This window comes from Niabella aurantiaca DSM 17617 (assembly GCF_000374125.1).
In the GTDB taxonomy this organism is placed as follows: Bacteria; Bacteroidota; Bacteroidia; order Chitinophagales; family Chitinophagaceae; genus Niabella; species Niabella aurantiaca.
This window is the reverse complement of sequence record NZ_KB893637.1, coordinates 284,480-307,634: the sequence shown is the minus strand read 5'-3', so window position 1 is coordinate 307,634 and position 23,155 is coordinate 284,480. Positions and strand designations below refer to the sequence as shown.

Below are 23,155 nucleotides of genomic sequence, written 5' to 3'. Positions count from 1 at the left end.
ATGACCGGTTACCCTCCCGCCGGAAATATTTTTTGAATGCTTCCTTATGATCGCGGGGATGCATGCACATCCGCTTAAAAAAGATCGCAAAACTCAAAACCGATATCAGCATGAACCGCTTGCTAAAAATCTGCATCTTTCTTTTTGCTTTCCTTCGGGTATATGCACAGGAGCAGTCGCTCACTAAAAGCATCAGCACATATTTTACGGCAGAAAAGAAATACCTTGTCTTGCCTGTAAAGAACGGAGCTCCCAAACGGAACCTGGAACTTTGGGTAGACGGCATCAACACAAGGTTCTGGGATATGGAACTGGCAGAAGAACAGCCGGACTGGTATGCTTATCTGCGCATTGATGGATGGAAAGGAAAGTCCATTGAACTCCGGGTGGATAAAGTAGCAGCGGCTTCAAAGGTATTTGAGCCCGTACGGCAGAGTGACATCGACACCAATACAAATGAATACCACGAAAAACTGCGTCCTCAATTCCATTTTTCTCCCAAACGTGGCTGGACGAATGACCCCAACGGGATGGTTTATTTCAACGGGGAATATCACCTCTTCTTTCAGCACAACCCTTACGGTCGCAACTGGGGAAATATGACCTGGGGCCATGCTGTAAGCAAAGACCTGATCCACTGGAAGGAGCTGGACGATGCCCTGCATCCGGACCAGGGCGGGCCCGTTTTCAGCGGCGGTGCCGTAGTGGATAACACCAATACCAGCGGATTGGGAGAAAACGGGAAACCCGCAATGGTACTGTTTCATACAGGAGCACGGGGCTGGGGCCAGTATATGAGCTGGAGCACGGATGGCCGCCGGTTTCATAACTACGGTAAGGCCGTGGTACCGCGCATCAACAAAGATAACCGCGATCCAAAAGTAATCTGGTATGCACCTTCAAAAAAATGGGTAATGGTATTATGGGTAGAGCGTGGCAATAACGAGCAGCACAGCATACAGTTCCTTACCTCCCCCGACCTGAAGAACTGGACGCCGGCCAGCATCACCTATGGCGGCACCGGCAACGACCGATATCTTTTTGAGTGTCCCGAGTTCTATGAACTCCCCGTGCAGGGCGTGAACGGAGTAAAAAAATGGGTGCTGACCGGCGCTAACACACAGTATGCCATCGGAAGCTTCGACGGGACGCGTTTCACAGAGGAAGCAGGCAAATTGCAAAACCAATACGGACGCGACTTTTATGCACCGCAGACCTTCAGCAATGAGCCCACCGGCCGCCGGATAGAAATGGGATGGTGGCGCACCAACACTGCCAAGGGGAAAACACCCTTCAATCAATCGATGAGTTTGCCAATGGAGCACAAACTGGTAGGCACACCCGAGGGTATCCGGCTGACCCGTATGCCGGTAAAAGAAGTAGAACAGCTGAGAACAAAAATGTACAACCCCGGAAATAAAACCATCCGGGAAAATGGTACGAACCCGTTAAAGGATATCCGGATCGAGCTGGCGGAAATACGATTGGAGCTCACGCCGGGCAAAGCAAAAGAGATCCGGCTGGACGTGCGGGGCGTACCCCTAATATACAATACCGGCCGTCAGCAGCTGGTTGTAGACGGTGTAACGGCGCCCGTACCGCTGCAAAATGGCAGGCTTTCATTACTGGTATATGCAGACAGAACCGGCCTGGAGATCTTTGCCAACAACGGGCTTGTATTCATGCCCGTCAATATCAATATCGACAGCAGCAACCGGTCCCTGTCCTTAACAGTGAAAGGCGGCCCGGTTAAGGTTTCGGAACTAAAGGTATATGCACTAAAGAGTATATGGGAGTAGGGATTTAAAATGCAAGGTACCAGCCATTCGCTAACCAATCTGTCCTCTTTATACCCCTTCGTTTCTTCGCATATCCTCGGTTCAATTCAACTGTAAAGAATATGCAAAGATCCAGCGGAATTCACACATATATTCGGCAGCCGTATTCCTCCAACGATCGTTGCAGATGCTTTGCGTTCGCGATTACTATGCAGACACTTCCTTATTATACCGCTTTTTATACTCAAAAGGCGTCATGCCTGTAAACTTTTTAAAGTGGCGGTAAAAATTCGATACATTATTAAACCCGCATTCGAAGCAGATCATGGCAATAGGATACCGGTCTTCGATGATCATCCGGCAGGTATGGCTGATGCGCACCTCGGTCAAAAAATCAAGATAGGTCTTATTGGTGACCGTTTTAAAGTAGCGGCAAAAGGATGTCACACTCAGGTTGCTGACCGCCGCAGCCTCTTCCAGGGAGATTTCCCTTTTAAAGTTGGCAAGAGTAAATACCAGCACGTTGTTCAACCGCACCGATTCATGCTCATTGGGTTTATAAAATGCATGCGCGGAAGCGATGGTGGTAAATTCTTCCCGCTCGCTGATCACCTGCAAGATCTGCAAAAGGATGAGGACCCGCTCAAAACGCGTGGCTTTTACCGACCGGTACATCAGGTCCTTGATAAGCTCCGAGGATTCGCCGTGAAAAAGCAGTCCTTTTTTCGCCAGCTCAAAAATACGCGGCAGCAGATACGCCTCCGGCAAATGAAAAAAATCCCGGCCCAGGCATTCGGCTGAAAACTGTATGACAATGGCCTCAACCCAGGAATCATCCATGATCGCCCCTGCCTCATTTTCTTTTCCACGCCAGGCATGGGGCAGGTTTTCTCCCAGCAGGATCACTTCCCCTTCCTTAAAATGGGCTACATGATCACCAATCAAACGGATCCCCTCTCCCTTTATCGTAAAGTGTAATTCCAGTTCGGGATGATAATGAAGGGGTTTACCAAAATTCGGTACACGATCATGCCGGATCGAAAATGAATCCTGTAGCGGAACCGGCACCTTGTGAAAGTGAAGCTTCATATACTGCAACGTTAAGAATTAAAACAAGCAACCCATACGATGACGTTTATACAAAATTATCCGGCCAGGCGGCCACGTAGCATCACATGCATCCATACGAATTTATGTCTATTTTTCTTGAAAAACGAACTTTCCGGTCACAAAAAATCAAGGTTTTTCCAGGGGCTGATTCCCCCTCCAGATGGATAAGATCGTACAACAAACCGGCAATTTCCGGGAAAATCCTTTCCCGCTTCGTCCTAACTTTACAACCTTTTTCCCCGCACACTTTACGGTGTCTCCCACGCGCAACAAGGACTCTTTTATCCGGTATTTATAATTGGCACGGAACACAGTGCCGTTATTGCAAGACCACCGCCATGATCTGCAGGAACAATTGCCCATGCTGTGGCTGATACTGGTTAAAGACCAACAGGCGGCCACCGGGGGAAAACAACGGTGCACCCACAATTTCAGGAGCGCCGGGTTCGTTGAAGGTCACCTGGCTGTTTTTATTTGCTGCAAGATCCCATATGAAAACATTATTATTGGTCACATAGGCGATCCTGTTTCCCTTCCTGTCCAAATTAAAGGAATAATCAACCGGAGTCGGGTTGTGTGTCAGATAGCTGATCCGGCCACTGCCGACCGCACAGCTTACAATTTGCCCGATGCCTTTTTCATCCGGGGCCAGCGCATAAATAAACCGGCCATCCGGAGAAGAGCGGAGCCAATGCCTTACATGAGAAAGGCCTTTTTCGGTTCTGCTGATCCTTTGTACCCGCACTCCTTTTGGAACCTGCGGCCGCGTTCCTGCAGGCCCGACTGCTGCCGTATCGTCCCGCATCGCAGCAGGGTCGATCGCCGCAATAAAAATCTCGGTAACGGGCTCGCCTCTCTCATTCCGGGTATTTCCCTGAAAAGCAACGGCATAAGGGATCTGCTGGCCTGCAGCGTTTGTATAGCCCGCTCTTCCCACCCAGCATTCATCAAACGCCTTACTGATCTCATCAGAACCCGGCCGCGGCAGGGGAACAGTATCAGCAATGACAGTGGCATAGAACTGACCGCTGTTATTTTCTTCCGCAGCATCTACCAAAACAGGATGCCCCGCATCAAACATCACCCCTACCGTTCGAAGGTCGGGCTCCACCAACGCATCATTGTAAGTAAAGCTGATCAGCTTTCCGTCATTACTCCAGCAGTGCGCATGCGTGCCACCCCTCAGGGAGCCGGGTGTGTAAGGAGCCGTAACATCCCGCGCGTCCATCCATACCGGCTGAAACGGGTGTTCCAGGTCAATGGCCACGCCGGTCCGCCTGGATATATGGTAAGGTTTTTCTTTGTCTGCACCGGTCGGCCCATGAATGAACAACACCCGGTCCGTTACCGGGCTAAACGAGGCTGCACCCACCCCCGGCCCATATTGCGTTGCATTCTCTGTCCGGTAAATGACCCTTTCCTCCCGGGTACCGACCTCTACGATCCCGATCACGGACGTCTCTCCGATCTTTGTATCGTCATTCCTTCCGTCAAATACGATCCATTGTCCATCTTTTGAAAATACCCCGTTGTGATGCAAGGTGTGCCCCGCCGCGGAATGTGTTAACTGCACGATCCTGCTTCCTTTCTTTTCTGATACACAACTATTCATTGTCATAAACATTCCTATTATTGAGCATGCGAAAATTATTTTACTTTTTAGCATCGTAGTAATCATTCATTGGCAAAGAATTGATCCTAACAGCCCCACCGTATTCAAAAATACTTCCCCCGTTCCTATTTCCTTTTTAATTTCTTTGCATCCCATTATACGATCTTATCCATATTCATTTTATTGTCTTGATTTTAAAGTGCACCTGACCAAACACATAACCTATGCGCTTTGACGATTCCCTGTGGAAAGGCATCCCATTCCGAATTCCCGGGAACAGCGATTCATTATTCTTTTAACAATTACAAGATCATGATGCAGGAGCAGCGCTGTTAAAAAGCGGAAATCCTTTTGCATTTGTGGAAAGAGAACCACAGGAGATCCTTCAAAAAGAAAGATATGAAGGTAAAATACAGGGAAAAGCCGAAGGCAAAACGAAAGTTGTCGGTAACTTACTGGCGTAAACCAATTCACCGCTATTGAGATTGCCAACTTTTGCCGGTGTTTTCCAGGATTTTGTACACGCGGTACGCAACGCGCTTAAAAAAAAGTAACCTGAACCATCCTCAAAAACATGCCGGTATTTCCGGGTAACGATCAACGATGTCGTGGCCCCCGATTATTCACGGGCCAGGTAATCATCTCCACTTTTCCGCTACTGTGAGTAACCACTGTTCCCGGAACAGTTCCCCACTCCTGTGCCCGGACATTGCTGCTGCCGGTGAGTACCGCTGCGCTGAAAAGCAATATCCCAATAACTGTTCCCGTCATATCAGGTTCAGATCCCTTTCTTTTGGAATTTCGTAAACAACAGACCTGCCAGGAAGATGACCAGCGTGCCCACTACTATGATCATATTTGCGTGCAGCCCGCTTCGCAGATAATGATATTCCTCCGGTATCCAGGCAGAGAAGGTCATCCAAAGGATCACGATGATGCCGGTAATGGTCGCGAGGAGCGCCGCCGTATTGCCCGTTCGTTTACTGATGATGCCTAAAAGGAACAGACCCAGCATGCCCCCTGCAAAAATGCCCGAAAGCTGCCACCAGATGTCCAGCACGCTCGTTATTCCGATCATCAGCACCCCGGCAACCATGCCCAGGAGCCCGAATATCACGGTGGCAATGTGCAGCAGCCTCAATCCCTGTTTATCGCTCACGTCCTTCCGGATGTAACGTTTGTAAATATCTTCTGCAAAGACGGTGGCTGAGGCGTTCATGCCCGAGCTGATCGTGCTCATGCCGGCCGATAAGATTGCCGAAATGATCAGCCCCACAAGCCCCGTGGGGATCATGGTCACCATAAAATGCGGCATTACCTTATCTCCATAATCACCGGGCAGCAGCTGGGCAGCCATAGCGGTGATCTGCGCCGGCGACGCACCCTGCCCCAGCCGCTCTGCCGCCACCTGCAATTTCACCGGATCCAGCAGTTCCGGGTTCAGCTGGTAATATGCATATAAGCAGGTACCAATGATAAAAAAGAGCAGCGATGCCGGAATATAGATCCATACACAAAGCCATACCGACCGCGCTGCCTCTTTCTTTGAGGCTGCTGTATGGTAGCGCTGCACATAGTTCTGGTCCATTCCAAAATTGTTCAGATTGATAAAGAATCCATATAACAGCACCACCAAAAAGCCAGAGCTGGTAAAATCAAGGTCCAGACTACCCAGGCTGAATTTATGATCCGCCTTTCCGATATCCATGATGGCAGCTGCTCCGCCGTCTACATTGGAAATAATCAGATACAGGATCAGTATGGCCCCAAGGGTTTTCAGGATACCCTGTACCACCTCTGTCCAGATCACCGCTTCAATACCTCCCATTACGGTGTACAGGATGATACAGGCTCCGGTGATCAACATGATCGTTTGCATATTGAACCCGGTAAGGGCCTGCAGGGTGAGCGACAAACCAAAAAATATGGACCCCATGCGGGCGATCTGCGTCAGCAAAAAACAAATTACGGCATAGGTACGTGCCCAGGGGCCAAACCGCTTTTCCAGATTGGTATAAGCCGATACTTCCCCCACACTCCTGTAAAACGGAACGAAATATTTTGCGCCTACCCATGCAGCCAGGGGCATCGAAAGGCTGAAGGCAAAAGCATTCCAGTTGCTGCCAAACGCTTTTCCCGGCACCCCCAAAAATGTATTGCTGCTCAAAAACGTGGCATAAATGGAAAGTCCGACCGCCCACCCCGGGATACGGCCGGAAGCGGTCGTGAACTGGTTCGCATTCTTATTCTTTTTCGAGAATAAATATCCCACCAGCACCATGGCAACCAGGTAAAGCAGGATCACACTTAAATCAATAAAAGGCAATTTCTTCATCTGTACAATTTAGCGATCATTGGAAGCTTCTTCGTTCAGAATGTAAAAATATCACTGTAAGCGCATCCGGCAATTTAAATATTTGCCCATTTTTTATACGATCCTACCCAACATGGCGGCCCGCGCAACGGCAGGCAGCAGAATGGGCCGGACGGAGATTTACCCGTTGTCTACCAGTTCTATAATGCTGTTGGAAACAAGGTCTGCTACAAAAAGGTCTACAGAGTCGAAGCGGATGCTTTTATTCTCGTACAGGGCCTTCCGTTCCGAATAGCTTTTCATAAACAGGTTCATGTTTTGCAAATAAGTGGAATCATAGTCATGTTTCATCATCCACTTCACAATATCGGCATTTGTACGCGCGTTCATAAGAACCGTGTTCCGGTTCAGAAATCTGATTTTCATGTGCAGTATCTTTAGAGGGTACTGCAAATGTAAAGCAAGATACCGGTTAGTCAAAAAAAGGCCGCTCCGGAGCCCGCTCCGTGCAATGCTATCGAGATCAACAATCGGTCCGGCAGCAGCTTCACTTTTAACTTAAATGGACGGCTATGGTGGAAACATGCCATGGCACCGGAACTGCCGCGAACCTACCTATTAGTGGCATATGAGGCACGGCGTCCTGCATAACTTCCGGCACCACCGTATTTTGTAATGCACATTTCGCCACTAGCTTTAAAAGGCCCCGCGAAGAAAACTTAGCTATTCCCATCCGGGGTTTTCAGTCACCAGTGGTTCCAGGCTCCGGATGGTTTGTCCAATAGGGAACAACAGGAGATAGTGGTCCGCTTCCTTCCCCTTCAGCGTGGGCACCATGTTGAATGCCTGGTCGAAGCGTACCAGATCCCACCAGCGTTTGCCCTCGGTACAAAGCTCCAGCAACCGCTCTTTAAGGATGGCAGCGTCGTTACTTTCTTTTGAGCCATTGACAAATATATGCAAAGGATAGTTCGTACCATATGCCCGCTGCCGCACACTGTTTATTTCCGGTGATGGATCCTGCCCCAGCGCATTCTTTGCCTCCGCGATCAGCAACAGCACATCCGCCAGGCGGTATAAAATAACATCGGTATAAAAGCTCCTGGCACCGCCATCCACAACCCCGTTCCCCTTCGTGGTTATGGCTGCATAATATTTATTATCCTTATCATATACCTCATAAAATGTTGCATCCCGGCGCTGGTCATCATCGGTAAACTGACTCCTTATCTCATCCCGGATCTGCATCACACTGCCGTTCCCTCCCTGCACGCCTACCACTGCCTGTACGGCCGGGGGCAATCCGCCGAAGTTGATGATGTACATATTGGTATAGTAATTATTCGGCGCCTGGTCCAGCAATTGAAACCGTACCGACATCAGGATCTCCTTGTTGTTCTTATTGGTATAGCTGAAAATATCCGCATAGTCCGGCAGCAGCTGCACATCTGCCCCTTTTGCATCATTGAGCGCCGCCAGCGCCGTTGTAAAATCGGCTTCACCGCCATTCATCAATTTGCCGGTCCAAAGGAACACTTCGCCTTTCAACGCGTTTGCGGCCGGTTTGTTCCAGTAAGACCGGGTACCGTCAATCGCATTATCCGGATAAAGCGAGAGCGCCTGGTCCAGGTCCTGCCTGATCAGTTTGAATACATCCTCCGCGCTGGAACGGGGCACCTGGATGGTTGCCGGATCATATTTTTCGGTCGGTTCGGTACGGATGGGAACGCCGCCCCATGTTCTGACCAGCGAAAAATAAACAAAGGCACGCATTGTATAGGCCTGGGCGAGTATATTGTTCTTCACATTCTCTGATGTAAACGATATGCCCGGAGCATATTTCAGGATCAGGTTGGCGGTATTGATCACAGTGTACAGGCTCAGCCAGTTGGGCCCGGGGTTGGTTACATTAAGGGTATTGTTGTAATACCGGTCAAAACCCAGGGTTCCCGCAGCCGCCCCCCTCAATATATCGCTCCGCCCTTCACTCATAAAATACAGATCGCTGGAGGCCGGGATCCGCAGCTGGAAATACATCCCCCGCAGGGCACCCGCCACGTCATCCTGCGTTTTAAAAAATGTTGCCGAAGTGATGATGCTTACCGGATCTGTTTCTATGCCTTTTTTACATCCGGTGATCAAAACAAAAACTACTGCAGCCGATAGGAAAAATTTATTCTTTATCATCATTATGCTGATTAAAAAGTTGCGCTAATGCCCAAAGTAAAGGTTCTTGTAAGGGGATAATGTCCGTTGTCCTGTCCGCCATCTTCCGGATTGATCCCCGTGTATTTTGTAAAATGGTGCAGGTTATTGCCCGACAGGAATACCCTCAGGTTCTTCAGATAAATCCTTCGGATATAATCGGGAAATACATAGCTGATCGCTACCTGCCGGATGGCGAAGAAATCACCTTTTTCATAATAGTTGTTATTCCCCCTGAAGATATTCAGCGGTTGATCCTGCCAGGTATAGCGGGGCGTATTGGTGATATCTCCCTGCTGCTTCCACATTTTATCGATATAGCTCTGAAAGGGCAACGCATCTCCCTGCGCCTGGGCGTTGGCAAGCGCCGCCGGGTAATTATAAATGGTATTGCCCATTGTAAAATCGGTACGAATGGTCAGGCTGAACCCTTTATAGGTGAAATAATTATTAAAGCCCCCCGTCCAGTCGGGATAAGGATTCCCCATATAGGTCCGGTCGCGGTCGTCGATGTAACCGTTCCCATCCAGGTCGGCCCAGATCACATCTCCGCCGCGTTTGAATTTCTGGGTGGCCGAGGGTACTTTATCGGGCAACGCATTGGCAGCCTCCTCGTCGGTGGCATAGATCCCGATCTGCTTGTAGGCAAACATATCGCCGATGCGCCCACCTTCCTGCAACCCGCCCATGTAGGCATAATCGCCGATGGCAGGATCCCAGACATATATGCCCCCGATCCGGTTCTTTGGAATCCCGTTATCCGGCAGCTTCAGGATCTTGTGCTTTGTATAGGCCGCATTCAGGGATACATTCCATTTAAAAGCCGAAGCAGCCGGAAATATATGCCCGTTCAACTCTATTTCAAAACCTTTGTTCTGCAGGCTTCCCAGATTCGTGAATACGCTGGAGAAGCCGGAAGAAGCCGGAAGACTTACCGTAGTCAGCAGATCGTCGGTGGTGCGGTTGTACACATCAAAGATGATGCTGGCCCTTCCGTTGAAAAACCCGATATCAGCACCGATGTCAATTGTTTTGGAGCGCTCCCAGCGCAGGTCCTGGTTGGGCAGAACATCCGCACGGATGATGGACTGTCCGCCATATAGCCCGCCTGTGGTGATGTAGCTGCCATCCGGCTGAAAATCAGTCAGGCCGGATATATTCCCATTGACCCCATAGCTGGCACGCAGCTTCAGCTGCAATACATCGGCAATGGACTGGAAGAATTTTTCCCGGTCTACATTCCAGCCCGCGGATACCCCCGGGAAAAAGCCGAATTTATTATTTTCACCCAGATTGGAAGAACCATCGTAACGGGCATTGATCGACAACAGGTATTTTCCTTCGTAATCATAATTGATCCGGGAAAACAGGCTTTGAATGGCAAGGTCCGATATCGTGCTGCTTACCCCGGTAGGCGTTGCGGCACTGTTCAGGGTGGGGATCAGGTCCGTGGCGGCATTTTGACCATTGGCGGACAAAGTCGTATTCCTCCTGGAGTAATGCGAAAATCCGCCTTTTGCCTCCAGACTGTGCTTACCTGCAAACAGATTGGTATAGGTCAGAACGGCATCCGCCTGGTACTGTGTATTGCGGGTGCTGCTGGCAGAAGTGCTACGCCTTGTTACCACAGGCCCGATACCGTTCAGCATGGACGCCGGCTGAAAACTGTAGGTAGGAACAAGATCCCTGTTAAGTGAAAGCAGGGGTTCAAATACCAGTTTTTTAGAAATATCCCACTTTGCCCTTAGGGAGTAAGTAGATGTTTCAAATTCTGTATTTCCCTGGGGGGCATACGGTCCTTTAAAATAGTAGTCAGGGTTCCCGATGGACTGGTTCTGCCCCGGGGCGATCGTGCCATCTTCAAATTTGTATTTTGCGGTACCGGGCAGGGAGGCCGACCGGTAGAACAGGTTGGCCAGGCTGGATACGGTCCGGGTATTGCGGTTGGTATATTGAAGCCCTCCGAGGATCTGAAGGTTGTCCAGGATCTTATAGCTGGCATTGAGGTTCAGGCTTAACCGGTTGTAATCGGTAATGGTTGCCGTACCCTGCGATTTTGTATAGCCCAGCCCTGCATAAAAAGACGCTTTGTCGTTGCCGCCCGACGCATCCAGGTAATGATCAAATGTATACGCATTCCGGTAGATCAGATCCTGGTAATCGGTTTCTGCATAAATAAGGGTTTTCGTAGGATCGATCGGATCCGGCATGCTCTTCCACCCTTCCTGCAGCTTGTGTTCGTTCTCCGGGGTCAGGTACATAACGGTATATGCGGTATTGTTCGAAAGATCATTCCCGGTGCCCGATGCATTCGATGTTCCAAGACGGGAGATCAGCTCTGGCCGGTATTCTGCCGCCGCTTTTACACCCAGGCGGTTATAGTATATATAGTCATGCGCATTGGCATAATCGACCAGCCGGGTAGGCTGCCCCACAGAGCTGTTGAGACTGTAAGAGATCTGTGTCCTGTTGGGTTTACCCGATTTGGTGGTAACGATCACCACCCCGTTGGAGCCCCGGGTACCATAAATAGCGGTGGAAGCCGCATCCTTCAGTACCTGCATCGATTCGATCGAAAAAGCGTTCACATCATTGAGCCCGTTCGGCCGGATCACACCGTCTACAATATAAAGGGGCGCCGCGCCATTGGGATTTAAGATCGATGTGCCCCCGCGCAGGATGATCCGGGGGGCAGCACCGGGCTGCCCACCTCCCGTGGACATTACCTGCAACCCCGGTATATTTCCCTGCAGGGCGCTTCCCAGGTTTGTATAGGTCGTATTCTGCAATACTTTATTATCCAGCTTTGAAACCGCTGTCGTCAGCTTCTGCCGCGATTGGGAACCATACCCGATGACGACCACCTCCTCAAGTTTGGACACCTGCTCTTCCAGTATAACATCCACAACCGAACGTTGCCCCACCGGTTCTTCCAGGGTGGTATACCCGGCGCTGCTGAACACCAGCACCGGGTCGCTGCCCGTAACAGCAACACTGTACTGACCCTCCGCCGAGGTAATGGAGGCTACGTTGCTCTCTTTCAGATGCACCGTTACGCCCTCCAGGGGCTTTCCTGCGGCATCTTTTACCGTGCCCCGTATCGTTGTTTGCGCCCGGGACGCAGACACGGAGCAAAGCAGGAGCAACAGCAATAAACAATTTGAATAACTACGTCTCAGGATACATTTTAGACGGCTGAATTCCCTCATAGATAATTCCTTTAATTATAAAAAGTTAAATGGGGCCTGTTCCCGGTGTACGATTCCAGTCAGCATGCACCGTTTTCTTCATAACAATAGTACGACGACGAAACGAAGAAAGCTGGTATTATTCTGCCGCATTGTTGTATTTTCTTTTTCCGTGCAATCGCCCGTCCGGCAAAGGCCGGCTTACCATCCGATTTGGTCATGAATAAAGCGGGTCAGACTTTGCGCCATTGCCGCATGATCCTGTATCAGCGGGTGGCCCGGGGTGCCTTTATAAGGAAAGAAATGGGTGTACACTTTTTTATCGGCCAGCGATGCCACGGCCTGCTGCACATAGCCGGGCCAGGGAGATCCGGTACGGGTAATGCCCATGCTGCCCAATACACAAATGATATGCGCCTTTGGATAGTGGCCGCGCAAACGTTGAATAAAATGACGGTAGGCAGCAATGATCTGGCCGGCAGCCGGGGCTTTTGTTCCGAAGTACTTTTTGAACGCTTCGCTTTGCGGATTGCCGATCACACCTTCATCGTTCTGCAACAGGTTCACCACAACGATATCCGGCTGATAGGAAGAAAAATCCCACAATGGTTGGCGGTCAAAAGGATTGATGCGGTCATAGATCTCCGGCATCAGCTCTTTTCTATAGCCGGCCAGCAACCCGATACCGCTTTCCGAAATACAGCGGTATCTTGCGCTGAAATGCCGCGCCGTCAGGGCCGCGTAGGAACGATAATTATTTTCAAATTGCGCTGCACCCGAATCGCCGCCGCTGCTGTCTTCAATGGCGTGCCCGCAGGTAATGGAATTCCCGTAAAACTCCATCTTTCTTTTCTGTAGAGAAGGCGGGGACAATAACCGCGCACCGGAAGACAGTCCTATTTCATAGAATTTTGTATACCCCCTGTTGTACTCTTTATTGATCTGCGTGCGCTTAAACAATTCCACCGTATGCTTTCCCGGATGAAGCCCTTCGGCCAGTACATACCACTTCTTTGCCGTATCGATCCGCATTTTCTTTATGGCAGCCGTATCGCCATCAATGATCACATTAAAATAATTCTGCCCGCTGTAGTCCTTCAGCAGAACGCGTGCCCCCGTTCCGGAGAAGCGGAACCGGACCGTTGTTCCGGACCAGCAAAGGGTTGCCGCTGCCGGGTCGCTGTAATCGATCCGGCCTTCGTACTGGATGCGGGCGTCGTTAAAAGAAACGGACATCGATGTATCTTTTCCGGGAGCCGCAACCTGCTTGTGTATGGTACAGTTCATTTGCACGATTATCATTATAGCCATCAGGACACGGATGCCTCTTACTTCAACAGAATGCTTTTTTTTATTCCTGTCTTTTTGCGCATCCATTCCATTCCGTTCTTTATAAAAAAAATCGAACATACTTTGTGTCATAACAGATCGATATCAATTTTATTAAAACACCTGCTAAAATGGCCTGGGCAGACGCAAACCATGGCCTGCATCCCTACGGACCGACAAGCGCAGGGCAATCATTTATAAAAGAACAGGATATCATTCTCCATTCACTTCAGGGCGATGTGGCGAACAACGATCACCGGGCGCTTATGCCGGCCTCAAAAAACTCAGGCAACTGAGCCCGGCAGGCCTCACGTACCAGCAATGCCTCCTGCTCTGTAACCCCCTTGTAAGGCCAGCGCAACCGGAGCGTTGCGTTGCCCCAGCCGGTGATCCAGGCCATCATCTTATCCATGGCCTGACCCGAGTATTTTCGTTCCGTCATCAGCGGAACAATGTATTGTTTAAAGAAAGCGCCGATGCGCGCCTCAAACTGCAAGGCCTTTTCCATATCGGTCATCATATCCTGATACCAGCGCTGTGCGGTAATGGGGTGCAGACAGGCTACATTTGAATAAGCACCATGCGCGCCGGATCGAACACCCGTTGCCAGCCAATGCCCGGGCACAAACAGCGACAGGCCCGGGATGGCGCTCATTTGTGCATACCAGCTTTCATCGCCCCCTGCTGTTTTACAGCCCACCAGCGGAATCCCGCGACGCATGATGGCAGCATAATCCTCCGGTGCCAATACGCGCTTGGCATGCGGCGGGTTATACAATACGATCCCGATCCCTTCCGCCGCATTGCAAATGCCTTCCAGGAAGCGCAGCAGCTCATCCGGCGAAGGGGGGCACCAATCCGGCAAAATAACCTGTATAGCGCCCGGCTTCAGCGACCGGACTCTTTTTACCCGTTCCAGGGTGCATTTGGGATTGGTATTGCTGCACCCGATCTGAAAGGGCATGCCGGCGGCATTGCATTCGTCTGCAAGCATACCACTGATCGTGTCAAATTCTTCCTCGGTCTGATTATAAAATTCACCGGCAGTACCATTGGAATAGATCCCATTGACACCAGTGCCGATCAATGTCTTTATTTGCTGCGATAATGCCTCGTATAGGATGCTTTCATCTTCCTGTATGGGCAGCAGCAGTGTGCCCCAGGTCCCATATATTTCCTTTGCTTTTAACGGTTCCATCTGTTTGTTTTATTTTATACCCGCTCCAGCAGGATCGGATACGTTTTTCCCGAGTTCCACTGGCATACATAAATATTTTCATCTTCATCGACACAAACGTCGTGCGGGTGCACAAAAACGGCACCCTCTTTTTTCTGCGGCAACAGCCGGCCATCCTGATAAACGGGTGCTGTGCCGCCCGGCGTGGCAACCACCTTGTTATGCTCATCCAGCACAGTTACGTATCCGGAGCCAACATTGGTATTTTGCTCCGAACGGAAAACAGCGGCGTACAGCAGCGCTCCCCTGATCACCGGCCGGCACACAAATGACCCCGGCAAAGTTATGGTTTCCCGGTACACACCGTCCAGCGTAAAACGCTTGAAGGCATTGTGGTTCCTGGAGGTGATCAGCAGGCTCGTGCCTCCGTCCCTCGTATCAACGGCAATTCCATGGGCACAATCAAACTGTTCCTGCCCCTCTCCCTTGCCGCCCCAATGCCCGATATAATTGCCCCTGCTGTCATACCGGATCACATACTGCAGTCCGTAGCCATCGGTAATATAGATATCCCCATTGGGCGCCACTACGGATTCTGTAGGAAGAAACTGGTCTGCAGACGGATATATTCCGGCTTCCCGGGGAAACCCGATCGTCATGATCACCCGGCCATTGAGGTCGGTTTTTATGATCTCATGCCGCTCCGTATCACAGATATAAAGCATCTGTACACCATTTTCATCATGGATGCTGAGACCGTGGCCACCGGGAAATTCATGGCCCCAGGCGTCCACTATCGTACCGTCTTTATTATACACCAACACGTTATTGCGTGTTTCATTGGTCAGCATCAGGATGCGTCCCTGCTGGTCCATCACCATTTCATGGCAATCATTTACAGGGTACCGGCCCTCCCCGGGAAAGCCCCAATCGCTGTGCACCCGATACCGATGACGGTTATGTCCTATGATCATTGCTTTTTTCATATTTATCGAATCATTTCTACCAGCAGGAGCTGGCTCTCAAAAGAATTTTTCACAGGCCACTGGATCCCGGCCTCCATCAGAAACGATCCGGGATAAACCACACCGGTCTCATCAGCTGCTTCTGCTTTTTTTACGCGGTAGCGCCCCGCCGGATCCAGGCCCTTCAGTTTTAATACCGTGGACCCATTATCCATATACTGTGCACCTTTCAGATCAGCCGTTTTTGAATACCCCCCGGAAACATAGGCAGCCAGGTTATAGCAAAAAACGGCCGCGGTCCTTTTGTCTTCACTGTTGTACTGCAAGGCACAGCGGTTGTGCTCGTAAGGCGATACCAGGCGGTAAAGATCTCCCTGCTGTACCATGGGACGCACCTTCTTATAAAGCGCTATCTTCTGCTTCGCCAGCGCACGTTCAGCTTCCGACCATTTGCGGATATCGTACCCGATGCCCAATACACCGCTCATAGCCACATCAAATTTATAGGGCAGCGGCGGATTCAGCTGCACCTGGTTGGCAATGCCCTCTATGACCCAGGACACCATGGTATTGGCCGGCAGCGCTCCAAGATACCCATATTGAATGAACAGGCGATCCACAGCCGTACTGTTATCACTGGTCCAGGCCTGGTCCATCCGCGAAAGCATTCCAAGGTCTACCCGCCCGCCGCCGCTGGCGCAGCTTTCAAACAATACGTTGGGAAACTCTTTCCGCAGCGCGTCCACCAGCCGGTACACATTATTGATAAACCGGATGCGCACTTCCAGCTGCATTTCAGGCGAGGCCGAAGCCCAGCCCGGATCGGAAAGATAGGTATTCTCATCCCATTTAATAAAATCAATTTTATTTTCCCGCAGCAGCTTGCTTAACGACCGGTGCAGATACTGGTACACATCTTCCCGGGCCAGGTTCAGGAATACACGTCCCGGAATTTTCCGCCGGCCGGGGAACTCCAGGATCCAGTCGGGATGCTTCCGGTAAACATCGGATTTCAGCACCACACTTTCGGGTTCCACCCATATTCCGAATTTCATACCGAGCGCGTGCACCCGGTCGATCATCGGCTGCAGGCCATTGGGGAACTTTTGCCTGTCCACCTCCCAATCGCCAAGCCCCGCATCGCTTTTATTGCGGTTCTTAAACCAGCCATCATCCATGCAAAACAGTTCCACCCCCATTTCTGCGGCTATCTTTGCCATAGCTACCTGCTGATCCTCGTTCAGATGATAGGTAGTGGCATACCAGCTATTGAACAGCACCGGGCGCAACACGTTACGATGTTTTTCCGGCAATATCGTTTTACGCACGTAAGCGGCGTTCAGGAGCGCCGCTCCTTCCTCCCCCTTTAAGGTAAACCCGGTTGATAATTTCGGCGTGGTAAAGGAAGCGCCCGGCTTCAATGTCCACTCGGTATCCCAGAAATTGATCCCGCCCAAAATCTGCAGCGCCGAAGCATAGCCACGTTCTACCTGAGTATCGAAAATGAGCTTCCAGTTTCCGCTGTAATGCACGGAGCCGAACCATGCGGGACCCTGATCCGGGCTGGTGGCGTTTTTTGGACGCACCATAAACCAGGGCATATTTTTATTTGATTTGAACAATTTGTTTTCAATCGTTTTTACACCCGGGGTAAGTATGGAGCGAAACGGCTTGAATTCGGCCAGCTCCATCCCCGACAATTGTGTTAACGCATATTCATCGGAAGGAAGAAATAAACTGCCGGATAAAAGGTTCTGTATCCTTATGTTTCCTTTTTTACCCGTATTGGTTACCTCCACCCATTTTTCAAGGATATCAAATTCCTCCAGCACGCGGATGTATTCTGTAACCTGCAAAGGATATTTCCGGTCTTTCTCAACGATCTTTAAAGCAGGCCTCCCGTCGATGGTCACTACTTCCCCCGATACGTATTCCAGGTCCGCATCCCTTACATGATCATTAAAGATCACTTCCAGCAGCGGCGACTTGGTAGGGTACCCGCCACGCACGGGAAGCTCCTCCACCCCCTGTGTCCAAACGGCGGATCTTTTTTGAAATGCAGCCTCGGCCGCAGATCCGTAAAAAACAGGGTAGACTCTTTTGTCCGGTGAAACCAGCAACCGGTAAGCAGAAGATCTTGTTTGGATCACCCATCCCCCGTCGGGACCCGGTACCTGAATAATTGACGCATGATGCTGAGCCTGCGAGCTGAGCGCAAAAAAACTAAAAACAACCATCCAAACTTGCTTTACCATGTCCGTTTTATTTATTACTGATTTTATGAATTAAAAAGATCTGGCTTTCGAACGGCCGTTTCAGGGGCCAGCTGATACCGACGTTCATAAGGTAGTCTCCGTTATAAACCGGGACCTTTGCCGCGGCATTTCCCGCAACACTGATGCGGTATTGCCCCGCGGGGTCCAGGCCCTTTAACTTTAACTGGGTCGATCCCTGATCAAGCTGTTGCGCCCCTCCTGTAAGGTCTACGGATCTGTCATAATTTGCGGTCACATACAACGCAAGGTTATAACAGAACAGCACGCTGGTATCTCCTTTGGCATATTGCAGTGCGCTCCGGTTATTTTCAAACGGAGACACGAGCCGGTATAAGGTACCGTTCTGCACTGCCGGCCGGATGAGCTTATATATTTCCACTTTGTGCTTTGCCAGCGCTTTTTCTTCGGGTGTCCACTTCAGTATATTCTCCCCGATACCTAAAAGGCCGCTCATTGCCACGTCAAATTTATAAGAAAGCGAGGGCAGGCCATTGCCCTGGTTGATATAATCGCCAATTACCCAGGATTCCATCGTGTTGGCAGGCATGGCGCCTAAATAGCCGTACTGAATGAACACCCGATCGATGGCGGTCGTATTGTCACTTGTCCAGACCTGGTCCATCCGGGCAAGCATTCCCAGGTCAACACGGCCACCTCCGCTGGCGCAGCTTTCAAATAAAACATGGGGATGCTTTTTCCGCAGCGCGTCTACCAAACGGTACACATTATTGATAAACCGCACGCGTACTTCCATTTGGATCTCCGGCGGAGCATCTGCCCACCCGGCATCACCGATCGCCGTATTCTGATCCCATTTGATAAAATCAATTTTATTTTCAGTCAATAACCGGTCTAACGAATGATACAGGTACCGATACACTTCTTCTTTCGCCAGGTTCAGAAAAAAACGGCCCGGCGTTGCGCTTCTTCCCGGGAACTCCAGCACCCAGTCAGGATGTTTTCGATACACATCACTATTCCGTACGGCGCTTTCCGGCTCTACCCACAAGCCAAATTTCATACCCAGCCGGTGCACACTGTCTATGAGCGGTCCTAACCCCCTGGGGAATTTATTTTTATCCACCTCCCAGTCGCCAAGCCCTTCGCCGCCGCTGTTCCTGCCTTTGAACCAGCCGTCATCAATGGCAAAAAGCTCTACCCCCAGCTTTGCCGCTTCTTTTGCCATGGCCAGCTCTATTGAATCATTAATGTGAAATGTGGTGGTTACCCAGCCGTTAAAAAGCACCGGCCGGAGCACATTGCGAAATGCAGCCGGCAAAACAGCATTGCGTACATAAGCCGCATTACTTCTTGCTGCGCCTTCCGCTCCCCCATTAGTATAGCCTACGGAAAATACCGGAGTCTTAAACTGACCGCCGGGCTTTAAAACCAGCTCGGTATCCCAGAAATTGATACCGGCCGATACTTGCAGCGTATAGTTGGATGACCGTTCATAGGCCTGATCAAAAACTATTTTCCAGTTACCGCTGTAATGAATGCAGCCCCACCAGGCAGGCCCGTTCTCATCCGTAGCTGTCCGTTTGGGACGTACCAAAAACCAGGGCATATTGTTATTGGACCGGAACATCCGGTTCTCGATCACTTTCAACCCCGGAGTGAGCACCGACCGGTAAGGCTGAAACTCCCCCAATTCATTTCCGGACAACTGTGTTAGCACATACTGATCGGTGGGGAGCGCTATACTTCCCGACATGAGATTTTGAATGCGCATGGTCCCTTTAGACCCGGTATGCTTCACCTCGATCCACTTTTCGAGGATATCCAGTTCTTCCAGTATCCGTATGTAGGTAATAACCTCCAGCGGATACTTCCGGTCTTTTTGTGTGATCTTTAAAGCCGGCCGGCCGTTAACAGTCACAACAGCGCCCTCCACATATTCCAGGTCCACGGCCCGCACATGATCTGCAAAAACGACCTCCAGAACAGCTGTTTTATTGGAAGATCCGCCACGTACCGGAACCTCTTCTATACGCTTCATCCCCACGCTGGTCTTTTCAGGATCTGCCGCCCGGGCAACCGGACCGTAAAAAACCGGATACACTCTTTTATCTGTTGTAACCAGTAGCCGGTACGCAGAAGATCTTGTTTGGATCAGCCACCCGCCATTCGGGCCTTTTACCCGGCTGATCGGAGTGGTGCCGGACTGGGCACACAACGCCGTTGCAATGCCCATTAAAAAACACAAAATACATTCCTTCATTTTTATATACCCCATTTTTACCGGATCTGCCCTGAGCAGATCATTCGTTTCCCCAAATCACTTTTGTACTGTCTTTTCCTTTTTCCCAGGCCTTTCTCCAATTCATGATCTCATTTGCGCCTATAAGCGGCTGCAGCTTCCGTTCGTCTTTGGAAAGCGCTTTGGGCAGAGGGGCCGCTTTATCCTGGTACCAGTAAGCTACCGTGGCAATATCCAGGGTCATATTATTACCCGCTCCATGCTCAATGGTGCCTTTTAACGACCGGGAAAAGTAAACAGGGTCCTGTATAAAATAGCGATAACAATGGGTGCGACCCAGCCAGCCGATGTTATTGTTTACCCTGGGGTAACCAAAATAAGGATAACAGAACACTTCCTTGGGACACCAGGCGGTATTGAAAAAGTCTTCCGTACCCGTTCCACCTAAAGAGGGCGTTTTTGCCCCATCTATATACCACATATCATCGCCTTCACCATACCAGACTGTACTGGGACTCTGTACATAATAATTGATCCCAACAAAGTGCCCGGCTCCCTTTATATCCGCAAACACGTAATTATCGGTTCCCTGCCGGTTATGGGGCATTCCATTAACCGCTCCCATTACCTTCCGGTTGTACCAGGCATGAAACCTGCCCGCATTTTTAGGCAGCGTCTTTGTTTCCACATAATCGATATAGTAATAAAAGTAATTCAGCGTTTTGCCGGTCTGATTTTCGATCTCAATGCGTGCTCCTTTTGAAAACGGCATTTGAAAATAAGACGTCACGGCTTTTCCATCGTGGGGAGCAGCGGCCAATGCATAGGAAGTATAATTATAATATTCATCCCAACCCTGTCCGAAGAAGGGTCCCAAAGGAGATTCGACCGAAGGATATGGGTTCCCGTCCCAGTACATGCGGATAATGATGTCATTCCTGTTGATGTCCTTTGGAAAAATGGTCAGCCATATATGATCAATGATACCGGCGCCGCTGATATCGGCCAGTACCCGCTTTTCTCCGTTTTTGATATCCACGATAAAATCCCTGTTGGCCCCGGTGGTATCGGCGCTGCTGATGCGTTTGTTCTTCAGCCCGGGCCGGATCGTATATAATGCGCTGGCTGAATGATCCGGATCCTGTGCCGCCACACCCGTGCCCAGCAGCAGAAAGAGGCCCAGCCAGATAAAGGGGATTTTCATATACCGGTGTGATCTTCCGCCGGCCGGCAGAAGATCAGTGCCGTCACGCAGTAGTTTGCTCTTAAATAAAAAAACCATAGATGCCAAGTTTAACAATATTATACTGCCTCTTATTTCAGTTATTATCCAATACAGATCGCTGTCTTCCCGTCTATGATGATCCACCGGCCCGGGTCCTTTCCTGTATTTTATTAAGGACGGTAGCCAGCCGGAGCACTGCTTCCGCCGCATAAAAAGAATTATTCATCCAGTTGGATGGTTTCACTTTTTTTACCCAGGTCGGTATTTCTGCAATGCCGCCGTAGGTTTCCGATATCCATGACTGGCCGGCCAGCAGGCCGTTTGCCAGGGCGGCAGCTTTTTCCAAATACACCTGTTTTTTTGTAACGGTATGTGCTTTTAAATAGACATGGATCAATACAGCGCTGCTGCGGGCCACCGGCTCGTAGCATACATACTGTTCCAGTACGGTGGGGGCAAACCAGGTTTCCGGTGCCCGTTTTCTGCCGCCTATTGTGTGGTTCCAGCCCTCCGGATCCTTTACCGGCGCCCACACTACAAACTGATCTTCTGCAAACCGGAGCAGCTCTTCCGCCTGCGCCATCCCGGCGGGGTTCCCTGTGGCCTGGTCCAGCAATAAAGAAGCTACGTCGCAGGCCTGTTCCCGTGCCAGGTTCTTATACGCACCATGGAGGGCTACGTCCTCAAACTGGCCGTCCCACTGGTAGGTCTCCAGCGGATTTTTCAGGATCCAGGACCATGCACGTTCCTTTGCCAGGCGGTAACTGTGGATGGCGTATTGCTGCTCCATCCTGTCGAAAAATAAAATGACCGGCGTTGGAATGAGCCGCTGTGGTGTAACGGGTCTGCTCTCCGTTCCTTTCACCATCAACGGCCAGGTGCCATCCGGCTCCTGTGTAGCGGCCAATGTTTGAGCGATCCTTTGCGTTGCCTGAAAATAAACGGAATCCCCCGTTGCATCAAAAAGATCCAGAAAACCCAATGCCGCATCAATAGCAGAAGGCACCATAAACCAGCCTTCCTGCCAGCGCTTTAATGCCGGGCCTGCTGGTGTTTCTACATTATTGAGATAGGTAGGCGGAATGAACGCATAATGTGCCGTGGCAGGCTGCCTTACAGAGAGCAGGTAGTCTCCCATGTTACGCGCCATCTGCAATGCGTCCGTCCGTTCTCTTTTTGTTGCGGCAAGCTGCACATAAGCGATCATTCCCCGCAATAAGCCTCCGATCACTTTATTTGGAAAACAGTAACGGGCATAAGCGGGGTCTGGTTTTTTGTGCTGCAGCCAGTACTGAACAGCAGGTGTTTTAAACAATGCTTCGAGGCCCTGACGGCCGGCATTAAAATAAACGGATGCGGGCTTTATGGCAACACCAGGAAAAGCCGGCGACCGGTAGAATGTCCTTTTTACGGGCGCTGCTACCGCTTTTCCTGCACGGTCCATTGCGGTTACTTCAAGCTCCGTAACGCCTTCAGGCACCGCTTCCCAAACGGGAGTGAGCGCATTCCAGGGCTTCCACTCTTTAAACCGGTGCTGCCGGCCATCACTTCCTGTAACGGTAAACCTGTAAAAAGCGGCTCCCTTTGTTTCGGAAATTTCAAAAGCAGGCGGATAAATGAACCGGCCGGCATAACTGTTCCAGAAGGCGCTGCTGCCGGGCTTTCCCGCATGTACGGGCTGCAGCGCCCCTTCTCCTTTAGCTGCCGGCTGCGCGCTCACTAAAGTGGATGTTGCCATTAAACACCACAATAATTGTTGGATCCGCTTCACATTTA

The 23,155-nt window shown here is 50.5% G+C and carries 14 protein-coding genes; 1 reads left to right on the top strand and 13 read right to left on the bottom strand.

Annotated elements, in window-relative coordinates; translation table 11 throughout:
* Window positions 1-110: 110 nt before the first annotated feature.
* On the top strand, window positions 111-1,799 hold the full coding sequence (locus B160_RS29260; protein WP_071597045.1) for a glycoside hydrolase family 32 protein: 1,689 nt from the start codon (window positions 111-113) through the stop codon (window positions 1,797-1,799).
* A 186-nt stretch (window positions 1,800-1,985) separates the two neighbouring features.
* Here B160_RS29260 and B160_RS0114975 read toward each other — a convergent pair whose 3' ends face one another.
* From B160_RS0114975 to B160_RS0114900, 13 genes are all read right to left on the bottom strand, one after another.
* The gene (locus B160_RS0114975; protein ID WP_018628746.1) at window positions 1,986-2,867 is read right to left on the bottom strand and encodes an AraC family transcriptional regulator; all 882 of its coding nucleotides are present in this window, start codon (window positions 2,865-2,867) and stop codon (window positions 1,986-1,988) included.
* 340 nt (window positions 2,868-3,207) lie between these two features.
* Complete coding sequence (locus B160_RS0114965) at window positions 3,208-4,506, bottom strand: DUF3748 domain-containing protein (protein WP_211218081.1); 1,299 nt, start codon at window positions 4,504-4,506, stop codon at window positions 3,208-3,210.
* Between the two features lie 772 nt (window positions 4,507-5,278).
* Window positions 5,279-6,835, bottom strand: a complete 1,557-nt coding sequence (locus B160_RS0114955; RefSeq protein WP_018628742.1) for a sodium:solute symporter family protein — start codon at window positions 6,833-6,835, stop codon at window positions 5,279-5,281.
* A gap of 159 nt (window positions 6,836-6,994) precedes the next feature.
* A complete protein-coding gene (locus tag B160_RS0114950) occupies window positions 6,995-7,240 on the bottom strand; it encodes a hypothetical protein (protein WP_018628741.1) in 246 nt (81 codons plus the stop codon).
* Window positions 7,241-7,537: 297 nt separating this feature from the next.
* Window positions 7,538-9,004 carry a RagB/SusD family nutrient uptake outer membrane protein gene (locus tag B160_RS0114940; protein WP_018628739.1) on the bottom strand — a complete coding sequence of 489 codons (1,467 nt, stop codon included), beginning with the start codon at window positions 9,002-9,004 and terminating at the stop codon, window positions 7,538-7,540.
* An 8-nt stretch (window positions 9,005-9,012) separates the two neighbouring features.
* Complete coding sequence (locus tag B160_RS0114935) at window positions 9,013-12,228, bottom strand: SusC/RagA family TonB-linked outer membrane protein (protein WP_157558068.1); 3,216 nt, start codon at window positions 12,226-12,228, stop codon at window positions 9,013-9,015.
* 180 nt (window positions 12,229-12,408) lie between these two features.
* Window positions 12,409-13,629: an SGNH/GDSL hydrolase family protein gene (locus B160_RS0114930; protein ID WP_051107179.1), complete on the bottom strand. Its 1,221-nt coding sequence runs from the start codon at window positions 13,627-13,629 to the stop codon at window positions 12,409-12,411.
* A 160-nt stretch (window positions 13,630-13,789) separates the two neighbouring features.
* A complete protein-coding gene (locus tag B160_RS0114925; RefSeq protein WP_018628736.1) occupies window positions 13,790-14,734 on the bottom strand; it encodes a dihydrodipicolinate synthase family protein in 945 nt (314 codons plus the stop codon).
* A gap of 14 nt (window positions 14,735-14,748) precedes the next feature.
* Window positions 14,749-15,699, bottom strand: coding sequence for an NHL repeat-containing protein (locus B160_RS0114920; protein ID WP_018628735.1), 951 nt, complete (start codon window positions 15,697-15,699; stop codon window positions 14,749-14,751).
* A gap of 2 nt (window positions 15,700-15,701) precedes the next feature.
* Window positions 15,702-17,933, bottom strand: a complete 2,232-nt coding sequence (locus B160_RS0114915) for an alpha-galactosidase (protein WP_018628734.1) — start codon at window positions 17,931-17,933, stop codon at window positions 15,702-15,704.
* Between the two features lie 7 nt (window positions 17,934-17,940).
* Window positions 17,941-20,175: an alpha-galactosidase gene (locus tag B160_RS0114910; protein WP_026309788.1), complete on the bottom strand. Its 2,235-nt coding sequence runs from the start codon at window positions 20,173-20,175 to the stop codon at window positions 17,941-17,943.
* 40 nt (window positions 20,176-20,215) lie between these two features.
* On the bottom strand, window positions 20,216-21,436 hold the full coding sequence (locus tag B160_RS0114905; protein WP_018628732.1) for a glycoside hydrolase family 172 protein: 1,221 nt from the start codon (window positions 21,434-21,436) through the stop codon (window positions 20,216-20,218).
* Window positions 21,437-21,509: 73 nt separating this feature from the next.
* Complete coding sequence (locus tag B160_RS0114900) at window positions 21,510-23,150, bottom strand: hypothetical protein (protein WP_157558067.1); 1,641 nt, start codon at window positions 23,148-23,150, stop codon at window positions 21,510-21,512.
* Between the last annotated feature and the right edge of the window lie 5 nt (window positions 23,151-23,155).

Coding starts and splice junctions, on each gene's coding strand:
- B160_RS29260 (WP_071597045.1), top strand. CDS start 111: ATGAACCGCTTGCTAAAAATCTGCATCTTTCTTTTTGCTTTCCTTCGG.
- B160_RS0114975 (WP_018628746.1), bottom strand. CDS start 2,867: ATGAAGCTTCACTTTCACAAGGTGCCGGTTCCGCTACAGGATTCATTT.
- B160_RS0114965 (WP_211218081.1), bottom strand. CDS start 4,506: ATGACAATGAATAGTTGTGTATCAGAAAAGAAAGGAAGCAGGATCGTG.
- B160_RS0114955 (WP_018628742.1), bottom strand. CDS start 6,835: ATGAAGAAATTGCCTTTTATTGATTTAAGTGTGATCCTGCTTTACCTG.
- B160_RS0114950 (WP_018628741.1), bottom strand. CDS start 7,240: ATGAAAATCAGATTTCTGAACCGGAACACGGTTCTTATGAACGCGCGT.
- B160_RS0114940 (WP_018628739.1), bottom strand. CDS start 9,004: ATGATGATAAAGAATAAATTTTTCCTATCGGCTGCAGTAGTTTTTGTT.
- B160_RS0114935 (WP_157558068.1), bottom strand. CDS start 12,228: ATGAGGGAATTCAGCCGTCTAAAATGTATCCTGAGACGTAGTTATTCA.
- B160_RS0114930 (WP_051107179.1), bottom strand. CDS start 13,629: ATGACACAAAGTATGTTCGATTTTTTTTATAAAGAACGGAATGGAATG.
- B160_RS0114925 (WP_018628736.1), bottom strand. CDS start 14,734: ATGGAACCGTTAAAAGCAAAGGAAATATATGGGACCTGGGGCACACTG.
- B160_RS0114920 (WP_018628735.1), bottom strand. CDS start 15,699: ATGAAAAAAGCAATGATCATAGGACATAACCGTCATCGGTATCGGGTG.
- B160_RS0114915 (WP_018628734.1), bottom strand. CDS start 17,933: ATGGTAAAGCAAGTTTGGATGGTTGTTTTTAGTTTTTTTGCGCTCAGC.
- B160_RS0114910 (WP_026309788.1), bottom strand. CDS start 20,175: ATGAAGGAATGTATTTTGTGTTTTTTAATGGGCATTGCAACGGCGTTG.
- B160_RS0114905 (WP_018628732.1), bottom strand. CDS start 21,436: ATGGTTTTTTTATTTAAGAGCAAACTACTGCGTGACGGCACTGATCTT.